The organism is Bacillus cereus (assembly GCF_002567495.1).
Lineage (GTDB): Bacteria > Bacillota > Bacilli > Bacillales > Bacillaceae_G > Bacillus_A > Bacillus_A cereus_AQ.
Genome location: NZ_NVAP01000044.1, coordinates 14,561 through 32,739 on the forward strand (window position 1 = coordinate 14,561; position 18,179 = coordinate 32,739).

The window sequence follows — 18,179 nt, forward strand, 5'->3', positions numbered from 1 at the left end:
AAATAGAATTGTTTCATGGTCGCTTTAATATTTGTAGGATAACACTTGCTTTGTAAATGTATTGGCAATAATCGCATAGCCGTTATCATTTGGGTGTACTTGGTCAAATAATAACTCTTTTTTATCATTCGATATTAATTTACGAATTGGTAAAACGATAGATGGTTGATTTGCTTTTGAAATAGAATATACGGATTCATTCCAGCCATCTAAAAACATATCTGCATAACTTGCGATGGAATCATCGAGCTGTAACGGGTTATAGAGTTCTGAGAGAATGAGTAAAGCGTCCGGATTTTGATCTCGAACTGTCTTTACAATATTTTTTATATCCGCTTCAAAATGGGCCTTTTCTTTATTTAACATTTTAATACCATCTATAACACCAACATCACGATTTAAACGAAATAAATTATTTCCTCCAATATTAATTGTAATGATATTTGCTGCTCTAATTTTTTGCTTTACATCTTCTGATTGAACTTTTTTAGCGAGACGATCTGTTGTAAGACCGTTTACCCCAAGGTTTTCTACTGTAATTGGTTTATGAATTTGTGATTCTATTTGCTTAGAAGCTAATTCAGCAAATCCACCTTGTGTCGATCCATATCCTTTAGCGAGTGAATCACCTAATACAAGATGATAAAAGGATTCGTTTGTTTGCTTATCAATCCAACTTGGGGCAGATGTTTTTTCTGTTTTTTCTTCAGATTCATTTTGTTTTGTCTCATCGTTCTTTTCAAAATAAGAATAAGAAATGATCAGAAGGAGGAGACAAACAATTGTTAAGATGACTTTTTTCATAAATTCATCCTCCTTGTAATTGGTAATTGTATCATATTCAGCAGTATTAGCAATGTAAGGGCATATTATATGTTTATGAAAAGTTTATAATAACTTTACAGAAAATTTGTTGAAGTTTGTCAAAAAATATTGACGATAGGAAAGAACTTTATATATGATAATGTCAGATAGGTAAAACTTTAATTAGTGGGAGCTTTATTTCCTATTAATTGTTAATCTTCATCAATCGGGCGTTTAAGGGGACTACTCGTTAGCGCAGGGTGAAATGAAAATTGTGTCTCTAATAGAAGAAAAAAGGTATGTGGTTAGAGACAGATAGGGATTCATTTCATTATTTCTGGTAATTGTATAAGGGGGATTTTTTGTGAAAAAGTCAAAAAAAATGCTAGCTGGAGCAACTCTTGCGATTGGTGTTATAGCACCGCAAGTAATGCCAACAACAGCTCATGCGGATGAGAACACTGGGGAGAGTACGGTTAAGTTACGAATTCTAGAAACATCGGATATTCACGTTAACTTAATGAATTACGATTATTATCAAACGAAAACAGATAATAAAGTAGGTCTTGTGCAAACTGCAACACTCGTTAATAAAGCACGTGAAGAAGTGAAAAACTCTGTCCTATTTGATGATGGAGATGCATTACAAGGGACACCGCTTGGGGATTACGTAGCGAATAAAATAAAAGATAAAGATGATCCTAACTATGTCCATCCATTATATCGTGTAATGAATTTAATGAAGTATGACGTCATCTCTCTTGGGAATCATGAATTTAACTACGGTTTAGATTATTTAAAGGAAGTGACTAGTAAAACAAAAATTCCGGTTATTAACTCGAATGTCTACATAGATGACCACGATAATGATGATACGAACGATGAACATTACTTTGATAAATATCATATTCTTGAAAAAGAAGTAGAGGATGAATCAGGCCAAAAACAAATAGTGAAAATTGGTGTAATGGGATTTGTTCCACCACAAATTATGAATTGGGATAAAGCGAATTTAGAAGGAGAAGTAAAAGCAAAAGATATTGTGCAAACAGCGAAAAAATTAGTTCCGGAAATGAAGGCGCAAGGTGCGGATATTATCGTTGCACTAGCGCATTCAGGTGTTGATAAGAGTGGATACAACGAAGGAATGGAAAATTCATCGTTTTATTTAGCGACAGAAGTTCCTGGCGTAGATGCAGTATTAATGGGACATTCACATACTGAAGTGAAGGATGTATTTAATGGTGTTCCAGTTGTAATGCCTGGTGTTTTTGGTAGTAACTTAGGTATTATTGATATGCAATTGAAAAAGGTAAACGGAAAATGGGAAGTGCAAAAAGATCAGTCTAAGCCGCAACTTCGCCCGATTGCTGATAGTAAAGGTAATCCATTAGTAGAATCTGATCAAAAACTAGTTAATGAAATTAAAGATGATCATCAAGCGACAATCAATTATGTAAATACAGCTGTAGGTAAAACGAAAGCACCAATTAATAGTTATTTTTCATTAGTACAAGATGATCCTTCTGTACAACTTGTGACAAATGCACAAAAATGGTATGTAGAAAAGCTATTTGCTGAAAATGGACAGTATAGCAAATATAAAGGAATTCCAGTTTTATCTGCAGGTGCACCATTTAAAGCAGGTGGTCGAAACGGTGCTACATATTATACTGATATTCCAGCTGGAACGTTAGCGATTAAAAACGTTGCAGATTTATACGTATATCCAAATACGTTATATGCTGTAAAAGTAAACGGGGCACAAGTGAAAGAATGGCTTGAAATGTCTGCAGGTCAGTTTAATCAAATCGATCCAAAGAAAACAGAAGAACAACCGTTAGTAAATATAGGCTATCCTACATATAACTTTGATATTTTAGATGGCTTAAAATACGAAATTGATGTAACACAACTGGCGAAATACGATAAAGATGGAAAAGTTGTAAATGCAAATGCGAATCGTATTGTAAATATGACATATGAAGGTAAGCCAGTAGCTGACAATCAAGAGTTCATCGTTGCTACAAATAACTATCGCGGAAGTAGCCAAACGTTCCCAGGTGTAAGTAAAGGGGAAGTTGTATATCAATCGCAAGATGAAACACGTCAAATCATTGTAAAGTATATGCAAGAAACGCCAGTTATTAATCCAACAGCTGATCAAAATTGGGCGTTTAAACCGATTGTTGCAGATAAATTAACTACAACATTTGATTCTTCACCAAATGCACAAAAATACATAAAGAAAGATGGGAAGATTTCATATGTTGGACCATCTGAAAATGAATTTGCTAAATATGCAATTGATATAACGAAGAAGAATGATGATAAAGAAACTGGTGGAGAAAATCCAACGACACCACCAAAAGGTGATGGGGAAAATCCAACGACACCACCAAAAGGTGATGGGGAAAACCCAACGACGCCACCGAAAGGTGATGGGGAAAACCCAACGACACCGCCAACAGGTAATGGAGAAAACCCAACACCACCAATAGAAGAAGGTAATAAGGGTAATGAACCAAAACAAGATGGAAATAATACTGGATCTGGACAAACTACAACAGATGATCAAAATACAAAAGAAACACCGACTGTAAGTGAAAATAAAGAAGCTGAAAAAGAAGAACGTGATTTACCGAAAACAGGTGCAAGTATTGCTTCTACAATTGGAGCCGGTCTTGCGTTTGTTGGAGCGGGATTACTTATGTTATTTAGAAGAAAGAAAGCGAATAAATAGTCGAGAAATATAAAAAGGATTACCGATTTGGTAATCCTTTTTGTTATATTATGAAACTGGTACTGCTTTTTCTTTTTTCCATGAAAGACCGAATCCAGTAAAGCCGACGATAATGGTTACGACCGGGCAAGCTAAACAGAAGATTGCGAATGGAACGTAATCAAATGTCGGAACGCCAAGGACGTTCGATAAGAATACGCCACTTACACCCCATGGTACGAGCGGGTTAATAACTGTACCAGCATCTTCTAATACTCGTGATAAATTACGACGTTCTAAACCGACTTCATCGTATTTATTAGCAAATGCTTGTCCTGTTAAAACGATGGATAAGTATTGTTCACCAAGTAAGAAGTTTACACCAATTGCAGTTGAAGCAGTAGAAATAATTAAGCGTGTACTAGTTTTTACGAAGCTAGAGATGATATTCATCAGCTGCGCTATAATACCCATTCCTTGTAATAATCCTCCCATACAAAGAGCTAGGAAAATAAGGGCAATCGACATCATCATACTTTGCAGGCCACCGCGAGATAATAAGCTGTCAATGTCTTTGATACCAGTTTTAGAAACGTATCCGTCTTGCATAATTTTCATTAAATCAGTTAAAGAAGTGCTAGGTTTAAAAATAAAGAGAATAATAATCCCTACCACAATTCCTGCAAGTAATGTTGGAACTGCGGGTACCTTTTTAAATGCGAATAGGAACAGTAATAAAATAGGAATCAGTGTAACGATAGAAATCGTTGCATTTTTTTCTAGTGTGTTAATAAATGCTGAGAAATCAACGTTTCCACCAGATCCGCTTCCTAAAATGAAAAATGCGATAAAAGCAATAATGAAAGCTGGTACTGTTGTCCAAAGCATGTTACGAATATGTTCAAATAAATCTACACCCGTTACAGCAGGCGCTAAGTTTGTTGTATCAGATAAAGGAGACATTTTATCCCCAAAGAATGCACCAGAAATAATTGCACCAGCAATAAGAGCTGGATCGTATCCAAGGGCAGTACCCATTCCCATAAAGGCAAGTCCTACAGTTGCAGCTGTTGTAAAAGCACTACCGATACTCGTCCCGACAATTGCACAAACAACAAAAACAGTTGGAACGAAAATTTTCGGAGATACAAGCTGGAAGCCGTATACCATTAAAGTTGGAATAGTTCCAGCTGCGATCCAAACACTAATTAATACGCCTACAAGTAAGAAAATAAATATAGATGGAATACCAGCTGAAATACTACTGATCATCCCTTTTTCCATAGTAGACCAAGAGATTTTTTTCATAAATCCAAATGCTAATAAAAGAACGATACCAAATAAAATTGGGATGTGTGGTGAAACTTCTAATTGAATAACACTAAAACCAATACAGAAAAAGATAAAAATTGTTAAAAGAACAGACTCAATTTTTGAAACCATTGTTTTCCCCTCCTAAGTAATAAAAATAGCTCTTTTTTATATAAAATTCGCCAATATTGTATATTTCCTTCTAAAATTTAGAATTTTGTGACAAATTACCGGTAATTGTTAGTCTTTCTATATGATACGGAAATGATTGGATAAAAAAACGTCCCTGCATATAATTATGCAGGGACGAAGAAATCGCGGTACCACCCTAGCTTGTGAAATGAATGTATCACAAAATAAAGGGTCATATGATATGCGCTTATAAAATAAAAAACGCCCCTGCAATATATGCAGGGACGAAAAGTTCGCGGTACCACCCTAAATTGTGAAACAGTGTCGTTTCACCACTCTTTAGACATAACGGTCTATAACCGTCTTTCACTACTCCTCACGTTTCGCAAAAGAAGCTCCAGGGGGTAATTCATAATTCGCTCTGTACTGGTTCGCACCGACCACCAGCTCTCTGAAATCAGAAATCGAAATACTACTAAATCCTATCAACGCCGATTCATATGATGTTAGTTAAATTTTTATCATATTTTCATCTTACATGTCAATAAAAATATTAAATGTTTTTTTAGGGAAATAAAGGAGAATTGTTTTAAAGCTCTAATTTTGTACGTTATAATGAATTTGAAAGGGGAGGAAAGAGTGAAGAAAAAAATAATTCTTTTTACCACCTTACTAGTCGTTGGCGGAAGTGCTGGAATTTACACAGCTTTTGCGGCTGAATCAGAGCAGTCAAAACAAAGTCAAACAAGGCAGTCAGAAGTAAAGAAAGTAAAAGAAATAGAAGAGAAGAAATCAATGGAAAAAGCAGTAGAGAAGCTAGGGGTTTCTACTGATGGGAAAACAAAAGAAGTGGTTGCGAAAGAAGTAAATGCCGCTAGATTTGAGAAGCGTCATGATTTATTAATTGAGCACGCTAAGCAACTTGGAATTGATACAGAGGGAAAAAAAGATGAAGAAATTATTTTAGAAATTGGAAAGATACAGCATGGAAAGTAGAACAACTTATCGTATGATAAGTTGTTCTTTTTTAAGAACTATTTGATTTTAAAATAATTGACAGTCATTTGAATTTAATGTTAACTATATTTATAAACTAGTTAACATTAGGGGTGGCAATTGTGACTATAAATAGTAAAACGACTGAAAAATCATCTTATACATATGAAGAATTAGCGGAGAAAAATAAAGCTTACGTATGGCACCCATTTACACAAATGAAAGATTATTTAGAAGAAGATCCTGTCATTATTGAACGTGGGGAGGGAAGAAAGCTATACGATGTAAATGGTAATGAATATTGGGATGGTGTTTCATCTATATGGTTAAATGTTCACGGACATCAAGTACCAGAATTAGATGAAGCGATTCGTGAGCAGTTAAATAAAATTGCTCATTCTACTATGTTGGGACTTGCTAACGTTCCATCTATTTTATTAGCAGAAAAAATTATTGATGTTGTACCAGAAGGATTGAAGAAGGTATTCTATTCTGATTCAGGTTCTACTGCTGTTGAAATTGCAATTAAGATGGCTTTTCAATATTGGCAGCATAAAGGGAAACCAAAGAAACAAAGATTCGTTACATTAAAAGAAGCATATCACGGTGATACAATTGGAGCTGTTTCGGTAGGAGCAATAGACTTGTTTCACCAAGTGTATAGTTCGCTCTTATTTGATGCGATTAAAATGCCGTATCCATATACATATCGTTCTCCTTACGGAAATAATAAGGAGGAAATTGTAAAAAGCCATTTAGAAGAAATGGAAGAATTGTTGAAAGAAAAGCATGGAGAAGTAGCTGCCATCATTGTGGAGCCGTTAATGCAAGGTGCTGGCGGGATGATTACAATGCCAAAAGGATATTTAAAAGGACTGCGCGATTTATGTACAAAGTACAATGTATTATTTATTACAGATGAGGTAGCGACTGGATTTGGACGTACGGGGAAAATGTTTGCGTGTGAACATGAAAATGTGACGCCAGACATTTTAACTGCTGGGAAAGGTTTAACAGGTGGATATTTACCAATTGCAGTTACGGTAACGACAGATGAAATATATAATGCCTTCTTAGGAGAATATGAAGAACAAAAAACATTTTTCCATGGACATAGCTACACAGGCAATCCGTTAGGGTGTGCTGTAGCAATCGCGAATCTAGAACTATATGAAAAAACAAATTTAATAGAAGAAGTGGCACGTAAAACGGATTATGTGGCAGCGCAATTAGAAAAGCTCTTTGCGTATAAACATGTAGGTGATATTCGTCAGTGCGGATTAATGGTTGGTATTGAGCTTGTGAAGAATAAAGAAACGAAAGAAGCGTTTGAGTGGACAGAAAGAGTCGGTGTTCAAGTATGTAAACGCTCAAGAGAGCTGGGTATGATTTTACGACCGTTAGGTAACACGATTGTATTTATGCCGCCACTTGCTTCTACAATTGATGAGATTGATGATATGTTACGTATTTTATATAAAGCAATCTCGGATGTTACGGAGGGAGAATAATGAGTGGTTTTTTCATAACAGCAACTGATACTGAAGTTGGAAAAACAGTAGTTGCAGGTGCTGTAGCAGGTGTATTTAGAGAATTAGGATATAACGTAGGGGTATATAAACCGTTGCAAAGTGGCCATGTTGCATCAAACCCTGAGGGGGATGCGGCAAGGTTAAAAGCATTATCAGGTGTACCGACAAAAGAAAATGAAATTTGCCCTTATTCTATTGAAGAACCACTTGCTCCGAGACTTGCCATGAAAAGAGCTGGAAGAGTAGTAAAGTTAAAAGAAATTACTGATTACTATAATGAACTATTAAAAGAGTTTAATAGCTTATTTGTAGAAGGAGCAGGTGGGCTTGCTGTCCCATATACAGAAGATGCTTTAGTAATTGATTTTGCAAAAGAATTACAGTTGCCTCTTATTGTAGTAGCTCGTCCTACATTAGGAACAGTAAATCATACAGTGTTAACGATTGCTTACGCAAAGGCGCATGACTTAACCATAGCGGGTGTCATTTTATCAGGTTGCAAAGAATGTGAAATGGAAAGAGTGCAAGAAAATAAAGAGATGATTGAAGAGCTGAGCGGGGTACCAGTGTTAGGATTATTACCGTTCTTTGAAGGTGATTTTACGAAAGAAGAAGTATTGGAATCTGTAAAAGAACATATGATGATTTCAAAATTAGAGGAGTTTATCCAAAATGAATCAAACGTGGCACGCGCACCTTCAATCTAAATTACAACAATTACATGAGCAAGGGCAGTATCGAAATTTATCTGTAACAGAGCAGGCAGAAGAGACATGGCTTATTCGAGATAAGAAAAGGATGTTAAATTTAGCGTCAAATAATTATTTAGGGTTAGCTGGAGATGAAAGGTTAAAAGAAGCTGCTATTACCTGTACAAAAAGATATGGAACTGGAGCGACTGCCTCCCGCCTTGTTGTAGGAAATCATCCATTATATGAAGAGGTTGAGAGAAGCATATGTGACTGGAAAGGCACTGAAAGAGCTTTAATTGTAAATAGTGGGTATACGGCAAATATAGGTGCAATATCTTCTTTAGCCTCTCGGCACGATATTGTTTTTAGTGATAAGTTAAATCACGCAAGTATTGTTGATGGAATCATACTAAGTGGGGCAGAGCATAAAAGGTATCGGCATAATGATTTGGATCATCTGGAGACGTTGTTGAAAACGGCATCTCCTGAAAAGAGAAAATTAATCGTAACAGATACCGTTTTTAGTATGGATGGTGATACTGCGTATTTGAAAGATTTAGTGCAGCTCAAAGAGAAATACGGGGCAATCATTATAGTTGATGAAGCACATGCGAGTGGAATATATGGAATCGGCGGAGCGGGATTATCTCATATAGAAAAAGATCTTGCTCAAAAAATTGATATACATATGGGGACGTTTAGCAAGGCTTTAGGGTGTTATGGTGCGTATTTGACAGGTGATGCAATTTATATAGAGTATTTACAAAATATGATGAGAAGCTTTATTTTTACTACAGCTTTACCACCAGGTACGTTAGGAGCGGTGCGAAAAGCAATTGAAATTGTAAAAGAAGATAACGAAAGAAGAGAGAACCTTATAGCAAATGGAAAATACTTCAGGACCAAATTACGAAATGCCGGTTTTGATATTGGGAATAGTTCAACTCATATTGTACCGATTGTAGTCGGTTCAAATGAACATGCTTTACGGTTTAGCAAAAGGTTACAAGCGGCAGGAATTGCAGCCATTGCAATTCGTCCACCAACTGTACCGGTTAATAGTTCTCGAATTCGCTTTGCAGTTACATCACAACATACAATAGCTGATTTAAAATGGGCTATTGACCGAATTATCCACATTGCGAAAGAAGAGGAGCTTTTCGTATGAACGAGCTAAAAATTGTTTTCATCCCTGGATGGGGAATGGAAGAAAACATTTGGGATTTAGTACTTCCGTATTTTCAAGGATATTCTGTTCAATGCATAGATTGGCGTAATGTGAAAGAACGCAGTGAATTTGCGGATCGAATTATAGACGTAGCGCATAATGACAATGTAATTTTAGTTGGATGGTCACTAGGAGCGTTAGCGGCAGTACAAGCTTATAAAAAGATGAAGGCGAAAGGCATCGTATTAATTGGTGGTACTGCTAAATTTACAAATACGAACGACTATAGTAATGGATGGAATGCTTTGCATGTAGAACGGCTGAAAAGGAATTTGGCAAGAAGGAAAGAAGATACGCTCAAGCGGTTTTATGAAAATATGTTTACGAAAGATGAACTGAAAGAGAATAAAAATTTTGAAGACATTGTAGAACGTTTTAAAGGTGATTCAATTCAGTCTTTACAATTAGGTTTGGATTATTTAATAGAAACAGATATGAGAGAAGAACTGAAAGAAGTTAAAGTACCTATACTACTTATTCACGGAGAACAGGATGTAATATGCCCATTGTCTGCAGTACGTAGTATGACGGAGAATAGCAACAGCGAGCTGAAAGTAGTAAGTGAAGCTGGGCATGCATTGTGTGTAACGAATTTCGAATATTGCGCAAATGAGATAATTCAATTTGTAGAGGGGATACGACATGATCAACAAAACGTTACTACAAAAACGGTTTAATGGGGCAGCCGTATCTTACGATCAATATGCAAATGTACAAAAAAAGATGGCACATTCGTTACTTTCAATCTTAAAGAAACGATATAGTGAAACAGCATCAATACGTATTTTAGAATTGGGATGCGGGACGGGGTATGTAACAGAGCAATTATCAAATTTATTTCCGAAAGCCCATATTACAGCAGTTGATTTTGCTGAAAGTATGATTGCGATTGCGCAAACTAGAAAAAATGTAAAAAATGTAACGTTTCACTGTGAAGATATTGAGCAATTACGATTAGAAGAATCATATGATGTCATTATTTCAAATGCTACATTTCAATGGTTAAATAATTTACAACAAGTGTTAAGAAATTTATTTCATCATTTGTCTATAGATGGGATATTACTCTTTTCAACGTTTGGACATGAAACATTTCAAGAATTGCATGCTTCGTTCCAACGTGCGAAAGAAGAAAAAAATATAAAAAATGAAACATCGATTGGTCAACGTTTTTATTCGAAAGATCAGTTGCTTCATATATGCAAGATAGAAACAGGGGATGTGCATGTTTCTGAAACATGTTACATAGAGAGTTTTACAGAAGTTAAGGAGTTTCTGCATTCTATTCGAAAAGTAGGAGCGACTAATAGCAATGAAGGATCATATTGTCAAAGTCCCTCACTCTTTCGTGCGATGCTACGCATATACGAAAGAGACTTCACGGGAAACGAAGGGATAATGGCAACGTATCATGCTTTATTTATGCATATAACAAAAGAGGGGAAGAGATGAAATGAAACAAGTACAAACAAAAAGGGATTGGAAAAAGCTTGCATACGACGTAGTGGAAGAGAAGATGATTACGAAAGAAGATGCAATAGCGATATTAGAAGCTGATGATACAGAAGTTTTAGAAATTATGAATGCAGCTTACATCATTCGCCATCATCACTTTGGTAAGAAAGTAAAATTGAATATGATTATTAATACGAAATCTGGATTATGTCCTGAAGATTGTGGGTATTGCTCACAGTCTATTATTTCAGAGGCACCGATTGATAAATATGCATGGTTAACGCAGGAGAAGATTGTAGAAGGGGCACATGAAGCAATCCGCCGTAAAGCGGGAACATATTGTATTGTAGCGTCTGGTCGTCGTCCGACGGATAAAGAGGTAAATCACGTAATTGGAGCAGTTAAGGAAATTCGTGAAACGACAGATTTGAAGATTTGTTGTTGTTTAGGTTTCTTAAATGAAGATCAAGCAGGACGGTTAGCGGAAGCGGGCGTGCATCGTTATAACCATAACTTAAATACACATGAAAACAATTATGATAGCATTTGCTCAACTCATACGTATGATGATCGCGTTGATACAGTTCAAAAAGCGAAACAAGCTGGTATTTCACCATGCTCTGGTGCAATTTTTGGAATGGGAGAAACAATTGAAGAGCGTGCAGAAATTGCATTTGAATTACAACGTATAGATGCAGATTCTATCCCGTGTAATTTCCTTGTTGCTGTAAAGGGAACACCTCTTGAAGGGCAAAAAGAGTTAACGCCAGTAGAATGTTTAAAAGTGCTGGCGATGATGCGTTTTGTAAACCCAACAAAAGAAATTCGTATTTCAGGAGGACGTGAAATCAATTTACGTTCTGTACAGCCAATCGGTTTATTTGCAGCAAATTCTATTTTTGTCGGGGACTACTTAACGACAGCTGGACAAGAGCCGACTGCGGACTGGGGTATGATAGCAGATTTAGGATTTGAGATTGAAGAGTGTGCATTATAAGATAGATGAAAAAGCAAACTTGTAAAAGGGTTTGCTTTTTTGTAAATAAAATGTAATAAATAGTTGTGAACGCTTGATACTATTGGGTTTTGAGCGAAAAAATAATTTTTGTGGACGAATTTTCCAAGCCCTATTTGTACATAGTAAATATGTAATTTATATTGGGTTGGAGGATTTTACATGTACAAATACATATTAGCGATTATGACTTGTTTAATTTTAATAAAAGCAATAAGTTCTGATCCAGTTAAGGCTGCTGAAAACCCTGAACAAAAAGAGATGCAACAAAGAATTGAACAACACTTTCGAACGAAAGCTGAACATTTTGGATTGAAAACGGAAGGAAAAGATCTAAAGGAAGTTAGAAAAGAAATTACTATTATAGAAGAAGCGAAAAAAAGAGAGAATGTATGGAGAACAGCACAAGCTCTTCATATAAAAACAGAAGGAAAAACGATGCAAGAATTAATAAAAGATGTACAAAAAACGGTGAAAAAATAAAAAGAGGCCGCAGCCTCTTTTTTTATGCCCATTGTTTTGATAAGTGAGCCATTTCAATTGCAGCAACAGCTGATTCATATCCTTTATTACCAGCTTTCGTACCTGCGCGTTCAATCGCTTGTTCAATTGTTTCTGTCGTTAATACGCCGAAAATAACTGGGATGTCCATTTGTAGTGATAAAGACGCAACACCTTTTGCTACTTCATTACAAACGTAATCGTAGTGCGTTGTAGCACCTCGGATTACAGTACCTAATGTAATAACAGCATCATACTTTCCGCTATTCGCCATCTTTTTAGCGATTAAAGGAATTTCAAATGCGCCAGGAACCCAAGCAACATCAATATCGTTTTCTTCTACACCGTGACGCTTTAATCCGTCTAAAGCTCCGCCTAGTAATTTACTTGTAATAAATTCATTAAAACGTCCAACAACAACTCCAACTTTTAATCCTGTACCAACTAAGTGACCTTCGAATACCATAATAAATCTCTCCTTTAATTATAAGTTTAATAAATGTCCTAATTTATTTACTTTCGTTTGTAAATACGTTTTATTTTCTTCTTTTGTTGGCATTTGCAACGGTACGCGCTCAGTAACTTTTAAATCGTAACCTTGTAAGCCAGCAATTTTTCTTGGATTATTCGTTAATAATCGTAAATGTTGTAAACCTAAATCTTTTAATATTTGAGCGCCGATACCGTAATCACGAAGATCAGCAGGGAACCCAAGTTTTTCGTTTGCTTCTACAGTATCGAAGCCTTCTTCTTGTAACTTATAAGCGCGAAGCTTATTAAGAAGCCCAATGCCTCGTCCTTCTTGTCTCATATAGAGAAGAACACCTTTTCCTTCACGCTCAATTTGAGCAAGTGCAGCATGAAGTTGTGGTCCACAATCACAGCGGCATGAACCGAATACATCTCCAGTTAAGCATTCAGAATGAACACGCACAAGTACCGGTTCACCTGTTGAAATATCACCTTTTACGAGTGCAATATGCTCTTTTGTGTCTAATGAGTTAGAATAGCCAATTGCGCGGAAAGTACCGAAATCTGTAGGTAATGTAATCTCCACTTCCCTCGTCACAAGTGTTTCGTGATGACGGCGATAAGCAATTAAATCTTCTATTGTAATCATTTTTATATCAAATTGTTTTGCACACTGTAGTAAATCAGGTACGCGTGCCATCGTACCGTCCTCATTTATAATCTCGCAAATGACTCCAGCTGGTTCTGCCCCGCAAAGCTTTGCTAAATCAACAGCAGCTTCTGTATGACCTGCACGGCGCAGGACACCGCCTTCTTTCGCGATTAATGGAAAGATATGTCCAGGTCGATTGAAATCAGCGCCTTTTGATGCAGGGTTTAACAATTCTTGTATCGTAGTTGCACGTTCGTGAGCGCTAATCCCTGTTGTTGTAGAAACATGATCAATGCTCACTGTAAACGCAGTATGATGCGAGTCTGTATTATGAGATACCATTGGTTCTAATTGTAGACGTTCTGCGTACCCTTCTGTAATCGGTACACAAACGAGACCACGGCCGTGTGTAATCATGAAATTAATTGTTTCTGGCGTAATGTACTCTGCTAAAGCAATAAAATCGCCTTCGTTTTCTCGGTTTTCATCATCACATACGATAACGACTTTTCCTTGTTTTAAATCTTCTAGTGCTTCTTCAATACGATGAAACATTATGCTTCCCCCTTATAGAAATCCGTTTTCTTGTAAAAAGCTTTCGGTCATTGAACCTGTTCGTTTTGCAGGTTTAGTAATAAAGCGTTCGATATATTTACCAATCATGTCACACTCAATGTTTACGATATCTCCGGCATTCTTTTCTCCAATGACAGATTCGCTTACTGTATGCGGGATGAGTGAAATCGTTATGGAAGATTCGTCTATATCAAATATCGTTAAACTCGTTCCATCAACAGCAATGGATCCTTTATGCAAACAATAGCGCAGCAGTTCATCAGAAATAGCTATTTTGTAATAGACGGCATTATAGTGTTGTTTTTTGGTTAATATCGTTCCAATGCCATCAATATGTCCTGAAACGAAATGTCCACCGAATCGTCCGTTTGCAGCCATTGCTCGCTCTAAATTTACTTTAGAGTGTGATTTGAGCAGACGAAGTGATGTTGATTGCATCGTTTCGGGCATTGCATCAACTGTAAATGAAGTAGGTGTAAAGCTCGTTACAGTTAAGCAAATACCGTTAACCGCGATACTATCGCCTAAATGAACATCTGATAAAATTTCATTTGCATGTATCGTTAACTTCATTGCTTCTCCGCTTTGTTGCATGTTTGCTATCGTTCCTAATTCTTCTACAATTCCTGTAAACATTCCGTCACCTCGTTTTGGGCATTCGCAACGATTTTTATATCATCACCAATTTGTTTCATCTCTTGAATTTTCAAGGAAAGCGCATCTTGTAATTTTGAAAAACCATTTCCTCCAAATAAAGTAGGAGCATCTTTCCCGCCAATTAATTTCGGGCTTATATAAGTTACAATTTCATTGAAATTGTTTGTTTGTAAGAAACTTGCATGAATCGATTGGCCACCTTCAACGAATAGAGAAAGAATTTGTTTCTCTCCAAGAAAGGAAAGAAGGTTCTCGATTTCTATATACTTCGTTCCCATTTGGAATATAGCTATATTTTTAGATTCATAAGAAGATATCTTTTCTTTCTGTACATCTTTCCCGACAATAATCCATGTCGGTGCAAAACCATCTGTTATGACATGAGAAGATGGTGGCGTTCGTAAATGGGTATCTAGAACAATGCGAATAGGATGTTTTCCGCCATTTGGAATTCTTGTTGTTAGATGTGGATTATCAGCTATAACTGTATTTACTCCAACAAGAATTGCATCATGTGTATGGCGATATTGGTGAACATCAGCACGTGCTTCTTCACCTGTAATCCACTTACTTTCACCAGTTACAGTTGCTGTTTTTCCATCTAAGCTCATCGCTGTTTTTATTGTTACAAAAGGGCGTTTCGTTTTCATGTAGTGAAAAAAGTAGCGATTTAATAAAACTGCTTCCGCTTCAAGAACACCGGTAGTTACTTCAATTCTAGCTTCCTCTAATCTTCTTTTTCCGTTACCAGAAACGAGCGGATTACAATCGAGAGTAGCAATTACAACACGCTTAACTCCTTTTTCGATGAGCAATTCACAGCAAGGTGGTGTTTTTCCAAAGTGGCTACACGGTTCCAGTGTTACATAAACGGTAGCGTCTTTGGCGTTCTGACCAGCCATTTGAAGGGCATGAACTTCTGCGTGTTCTTCACCAGCTTGTAAATGAGCCCCCATACCAACGATGTTTCCATCTTTTACAACAACAGCACCAACCATAGGATTTGGACTTGTTTGTCCTGATGTCCCTTCAGCTAACTGCAGGGCAATCTTCATATATTCTTGATCTGTCATTCTCTTCACCTCTCCTAAAAAAATCAAAAAACCCCAAGGATTTAATATCCTTGGGGTTTGGGAGATGTGATTTCTAGACATATAGTTCGAATACGAAAGCATAGGAAAGAAACCTAACGATAATTGATATTTCTGCATAAGGAAAAAACCTAGCAAAATATCGAATTTTTCAAACGCTAGTTGTCTCTTTTTATTTCAGTGTAAAAAAATGAGTATAGAAAACTAAACATATATAAAGAATCAAAATGAATCTTTAAAAATATGCATACTGAAATAAAAGTGTATTCACTATATAAAAAACTAGAAACATATCCTTCTCCCATCCAGACTATACTGTCGGCCCTAGAGTTTCACTAGATCCACCGTTTTCGAGTTGAAAACGGGTCACGGACTTAGAAGTTTTCACTTCATCACCGCCGGTTGGGAATTTCACCCGACCCCGAAGGATGTTGTTTGCTCAAATTATAGCACAAAAAAAATAAAAGGCTAGTAAAAAATATTTGAATGTGAAGAATTGTATGAAAATATATGCATGTTGGAATGGAGACAAAAGTATGAGAAATGCTGTAAGGAAAAGGGATATAAAGGAGTTGCTAAAAAGAAAAAACATGCACAAAAAAATGTGCATGTCACATGTGATTTTATTCTGCCTCTGGTGCTCTAACAACAGAATCGAATTTACCTTTATGCGAAGCATCGCAATAAGGCATGTTTTTTGATAAACCACAACGGCATAAAGAGAATGCCGGTTTTGCTGGGAATACATTCCCTTGTGAATCGACTAATTCCACGTCCCCTGTAACGCGAAAAGAGCCATTGTCATTTACTTTAATTTGTACTTTCGCCAACGTTATCCCTCCTTCCCAAACGCTTAATTTCATCATATAATCAAGGGAAGTGCTTGGCAATATAAAGTGAAACTTTAATCAGTGGGGGTTCATTCCACTGATTATTAGTTGAACCAATCGGGTGTTAACGGACAGTTAATCTCCCTCCTAACTTCTTTGCCTCAGCTGAATTTTGAGGTGGAAGTCTTACTGCCCGCAAATAGCGGGACAAAAAGAGCACTTTGTTCGAAAGAGAAGAGAGTGTTATAATGTTTTTTATAACTGACTAGAGTAAGGTGACGAGAGATGGATAAACAATTACATACATTACGAAACATTGCAAATGAGCGCACGTGGGCATCATTTTTGAATGATAATCATCCATATAGTTTGTTACATTGGTCCATTGCAGGTGTAGGGCAAGAGGCAAAGGATGTTTGGTTACTTCAAGATGAAGTAACATTTCAAACGACAGAATTTCCAACGTTAGATGATGCAATGCAATGGATTTCTGAAAATATGGAACAAGTTACAGACGTTTTAGCGCAATAAAAAAACAGGCTTATGCAAGCCTGTTTTTTGTTTCTTTCACATATGTGTTTAAAAATTGATCGACGGCTGCTTCGTACTCTTCTTTATTTTCGTTATAAGAGCAAGCGTGTGCACCGTTTTCTGCGATATAAAGTTGTTTATTATTTTCTTTTGCTTCATATAGAGCTTTAGTCATATCAGCTAAAATATAATCATCGTCTTTACTGTGAATAAAGAGGACGGGATTGTTAATGTTTTTTATACAATCAATAGGTGAAACTTCACGAATTGTATAACCGTCACGAACTTTTAAAAAAGCATTTGCTAAAGGTAATAAAGGCCATTTTGGTAAATGGAATTCAACCTTTAAACGGTGCTGTAATTGTCCGTAAAAATCAGAGAAAGGACAATCCGCAATATAAAAATCAGCACCGTCTTCTACAAATCCTGCGTATTGAAGAAGTGTTGCAGCTCCCATCGATTCACCATGAATACCAAGGGTTATATTTGTGCCAAAACGACTTTTTAGCCAATCAACTACAGATTTTAAATCATGTTTTTCATAGTATCCATAGCTTGTTGTTTTTCCGCCAGTTTTACCATGGCGACGATGATCGTAAATAAGGACGTTATATCCTCTGTTTAAAAATAAGTTTGCATATTTTACAGAGTTTATTTTATTTACTGTTACACCGTGGCAAAAAACCATAAACTTATTGGAATGACCAGCGGGAATGTAATATCCGTGAAGATCATATCCGAATTGTGAAGGGATATGAATTTCTTCTTTATGAAGCGCATCAAAATCTTCTATACGAAAATGTTTTTTCGTTTCTCTTTCGAGTACTTCTTCCTCTGTTTTTTTCTTTAAATACATCACTTTATTTGTAAAGAAAATCCCAAGGGCTGTTATCGCGCCTAGTACAGTAAACAATGCTGCAAAAAAACGTTTCATACTTTACCTCATCCTCCAAATACCGTTACATGTGATACACTTATATTGT

Annotated in this window: 18 protein-coding genes, 1 riboswitch and 1 other annotated feature; of the genes, 10 read left to right on the forward strand and 8 right to left on the reverse strand. The window is 36.3% G+C overall.

Going from position 1 to position 18,179, the window contains the following annotated elements; translation table 11 throughout:
- Positions 1-24: 24 nt before the first annotated feature.
- Positions 25-804: a GDSL-type esterase/lipase family protein gene (locus COK05_RS20965; RefSeq protein ID WP_098614093.1), complete on the reverse strand. Its 780-nt coding sequence runs from the start codon at positions 802-804 to the stop codon at positions 25-27.
- Between the two features lie 364 nt (positions 805-1,168).
- Here COK05_RS20965 and cpdB point away from each other — a divergent pair, with 364 nt between their 5' ends.
- Positions 1,169-3,547 carry a bifunctional 2',3'-cyclic-nucleotide 2'-phosphodiesterase/3'-nucleotidase gene (gene cpdB / locus COK05_RS20970; RefSeq protein WP_098614094.1) on the forward strand — a complete coding sequence of 793 codons (2,379 nt, stop codon included), beginning with the start codon at positions 1,169-1,171 and terminating at the stop codon, positions 3,545-3,547.
- A 48-nt stretch (positions 3,548-3,595) separates the two neighbouring features.
- On the opposite strand, the gene nhaC is transcribed toward cpdB, so the two are convergent.
- Positions 3,596-4,969, reverse strand: coding sequence for a Na+/H+ antiporter NhaC (gene nhaC, locus COK05_RS20975; protein WP_098614095.1), 1,374 nt, complete (start codon positions 4,967-4,969; stop codon positions 3,596-3,598).
- Positions 4,970-5,246: 277 nt separating this feature from the next.
- Positions 5,247-5,467 (reverse strand) — a binding site (T-box leader).
- Between the two features lie 141 nt (positions 5,468-5,608).
- On the opposite strand from nhaC, the gene COK05_RS20985 reads away from it, so the two are divergent.
- The 8 genes from COK05_RS20985 to COK05_RS21020 all read left to right on the forward strand — a co-directional run bounded on the left by COK05_RS20985 (position 5,609) and on the right by COK05_RS21020 (position 12,370).
- Complete coding sequence (locus COK05_RS20985; protein WP_141539194.1) at positions 5,609-5,965, forward strand: hypothetical protein; 357 nt, start codon at positions 5,609-5,611, stop codon at positions 5,963-5,965.
- A 122-nt stretch (positions 5,966-6,087) separates the two neighbouring features.
- Positions 6,088-7,476 (forward strand): adenosylmethionine--8-amino-7-oxononanoate transaminase, encoded by a 1,389-nt coding sequence (bioA, locus tag COK05_RS20990; protein WP_098614098.1) that lies wholly within the window; start codon positions 6,088-6,090, stop codon positions 7,474-7,476.
- Positions 7,476-8,204, forward strand: a complete 729-nt coding sequence (bioD, locus tag COK05_RS20995; RefSeq protein WP_098614099.1) for a dethiobiotin synthase — start codon at positions 7,476-7,478, stop codon at positions 8,202-8,204. Before bioA ends, bioD begins: the two co-directional genes overlap by 1 nt.
- Positions 8,170-9,357 carry an 8-amino-7-oxononanoate synthase gene (bioF, locus tag COK05_RS21000; protein ID WP_098614100.1) on the forward strand — a complete coding sequence of 396 codons (1,188 nt, stop codon included), beginning with the start codon at positions 8,170-8,172 and terminating at the stop codon, positions 9,355-9,357. Before bioD ends, bioF begins: the two co-directional genes overlap by 35 nt.
- Positions 9,354-10,094, forward strand: a complete 741-nt coding sequence (locus COK05_RS21005; protein ID WP_098614101.1) for an alpha/beta fold hydrolase — start codon at positions 9,354-9,356, stop codon at positions 10,092-10,094. The genes bioF and COK05_RS21005 overlap by 4 nt, the downstream gene beginning before the upstream one ends.
- On the forward strand, positions 10,060-10,869 hold the full coding sequence (bioC, locus tag COK05_RS21010; RefSeq protein WP_098614102.1) for a malonyl-ACP O-methyltransferase BioC: 810 nt from the start codon (positions 10,060-10,062) through the stop codon (positions 10,867-10,869). Before COK05_RS21005 ends, bioC begins: the two co-directional genes overlap by 35 nt.
- Position 10,870: 1 nt before the next feature.
- Entirely contained in the window at positions 10,871-11,869 is a 999-nt protein-coding gene (gene bioB, locus COK05_RS21015; RefSeq protein WP_000815858.1) for a biotin synthase, read from the forward strand.
- Between the two features lie 180 nt (positions 11,870-12,049).
- Positions 12,050-12,370 (forward strand): hypothetical protein, encoded by a 321-nt coding sequence (locus COK05_RS21020; RefSeq protein ID WP_098614103.1) that lies wholly within the window; start codon positions 12,050-12,052, stop codon positions 12,368-12,370.
- 22 nt (positions 12,371-12,392) lie between these two features.
- On the opposite strand, the gene ribH is transcribed toward COK05_RS21020, so the two are convergent.
- The 5 genes from ribH to COK05_RS21045 form a co-directional block, all read right to left on the reverse strand.
- Positions 12,393-12,854: a 6,7-dimethyl-8-ribityllumazine synthase gene (ribH, locus tag COK05_RS21025; RefSeq protein ID WP_002122292.1), complete on the reverse strand. Its 462-nt coding sequence runs from the start codon at positions 12,852-12,854 to the stop codon at positions 12,393-12,395.
- Between the two features lie 18 nt (positions 12,855-12,872).
- Positions 12,873-14,066 (reverse strand): bifunctional 3,4-dihydroxy-2-butanone 4-phosphate synthase/GTP cyclohydrolase II, encoded by a 1,194-nt coding sequence (gene ribBA / locus COK05_RS21030; protein WP_098614104.1) that lies wholly within the window; start codon positions 14,064-14,066, stop codon positions 12,873-12,875.
- 12 nt (positions 14,067-14,078) lie between these two features.
- Complete coding sequence (gene ribE, locus COK05_RS21035) at positions 14,079-14,723, reverse strand: riboflavin synthase subunit alpha (protein WP_098614105.1); 645 nt, start codon at positions 14,721-14,723, stop codon at positions 14,079-14,081.
- A complete protein-coding gene (ribD, locus tag COK05_RS21040) occupies positions 14,705-15,817 on the reverse strand; it encodes a bifunctional diaminohydroxyphosphoribosylaminopyrimidine deaminase/5-amino-6-(5-phosphoribosylamino)uracil reductase RibD (protein ID WP_098614106.1) in 1,113 nt (370 codons plus the stop codon). The genes ribE and ribD overlap by 19 nt, the downstream gene beginning before the upstream one ends.
- Positions 15,818-16,124: 307 nt before the next feature.
- Positions 16,125-16,268, reverse strand: a riboswitch (FMN riboswitch).
- Positions 16,269-16,458: 190 nt separating this feature from the next.
- Complete coding sequence (locus tag COK05_RS21045) at positions 16,459-16,665, reverse strand: CDGSH iron-sulfur domain-containing protein (protein WP_098614107.1); 207 nt, start codon at positions 16,663-16,665, stop codon at positions 16,459-16,461.
- Between the two features lie 285 nt (positions 16,666-16,950).
- Between COK05_RS21045 and COK05_RS21055 the strand changes: the two genes are divergently transcribed.
- Positions 16,951-17,196 carry a DUF2552 family protein gene (locus COK05_RS21055; RefSeq protein WP_000360793.1) on the forward strand — a complete coding sequence of 82 codons (246 nt, stop codon included), beginning with the start codon at positions 16,951-16,953 and terminating at the stop codon, positions 17,194-17,196.
- Between the two features lie 10 nt (positions 17,197-17,206).
- Here the strand turns inward: COK05_RS21055 and COK05_RS21060 are convergent, their stop codons facing one another.
- On the reverse strand, positions 17,207-18,130 hold the full coding sequence (locus COK05_RS21060) for an alpha/beta hydrolase (RefSeq protein WP_098614108.1): 924 nt from the start codon (positions 18,128-18,130) through the stop codon (positions 17,207-17,209).
- Between the last annotated feature and the right edge of the window lie 49 nt (positions 18,131-18,179).

What these genes read in the sequence shown, in the direction of transcription:
- ribE (WP_098614105.1), bottom strand. Translation starts at nt 14,723, where the DNA reads ATGTTTACAGGAATTGTAGAAGAATTAGGAACGATAGCAAACATGCAA.
- bioD (WP_098614099.1), top strand. Translation starts at nt 7,476, where the DNA reads ATGAGTGGTTTTTTCATAACAGCAACTGATACTGAAGTTGGAAAAACA.
- ribD (WP_098614106.1), bottom strand. Translation starts at nt 15,817, where the DNA reads ATGACAGATCAAGAATATATGAAGATTGCCCTGCAGTTAGCTGAAGGG.
- bioC (WP_098614102.1), top strand. Translation starts at nt 10,060, where the DNA reads ATGATCAACAAAACGTTACTACAAAAACGGTTTAATGGGGCAGCCGTA.
- nhaC (WP_098614095.1), bottom strand. Translation starts at nt 4,969, where the DNA reads ATGGTTTCAAAAATTGAGTCTGTTCTTTTAACAATTTTTATCTTTTTC.
- ribH (WP_002122292.1), bottom strand. Translation starts at nt 12,854, where the DNA reads ATGGTATTCGAAGGTCACTTAGTTGGTACAGGATTAAAAGTTGGAGTT.
- COK05_RS21060 (WP_098614108.1), bottom strand. Translation starts at nt 18,130, where the DNA reads ATGAAACGTTTTTTTGCAGCATTGTTTACTGTACTAGGCGCGATAACA.
- ribBA (WP_098614104.1), bottom strand. Translation starts at nt 14,066, where the DNA reads ATGTTTCATCGTATTGAAGAAGCACTAGAAGATTTAAAACAAGGAAAA.
- COK05_RS21005 (WP_098614101.1), top strand. Translation starts at nt 9,354, where the DNA reads ATGAACGAGCTAAAAATTGTTTTCATCCCTGGATGGGGAATGGAAGAA.
- bioB (WP_000815858.1), top strand. Translation starts at nt 10,871, where the DNA reads ATGAAACAAGTACAAACAAAAAGGGATTGGAAAAAGCTTGCATACGAC.
- COK05_RS20965 (WP_098614093.1), bottom strand. Translation starts at nt 804, where the DNA reads ATGAAAAAAGTCATCTTAACAATTGTTTGTCTCCTCCTTCTGATCATT.
- COK05_RS21055 (WP_000360793.1), top strand. Translation starts at nt 16,951, where the DNA reads ATGGATAAACAATTACATACATTACGAAACATTGCAAATGAGCGCACG.
- COK05_RS21020 (WP_098614103.1), top strand. Translation starts at nt 12,050, where the DNA reads ATGTACAAATACATATTAGCGATTATGACTTGTTTAATTTTAATAAAA.
- bioF (WP_098614100.1), top strand. Translation starts at nt 8,170, where the DNA reads ATGAATCAAACGTGGCACGCGCACCTTCAATCTAAATTACAACAATTA.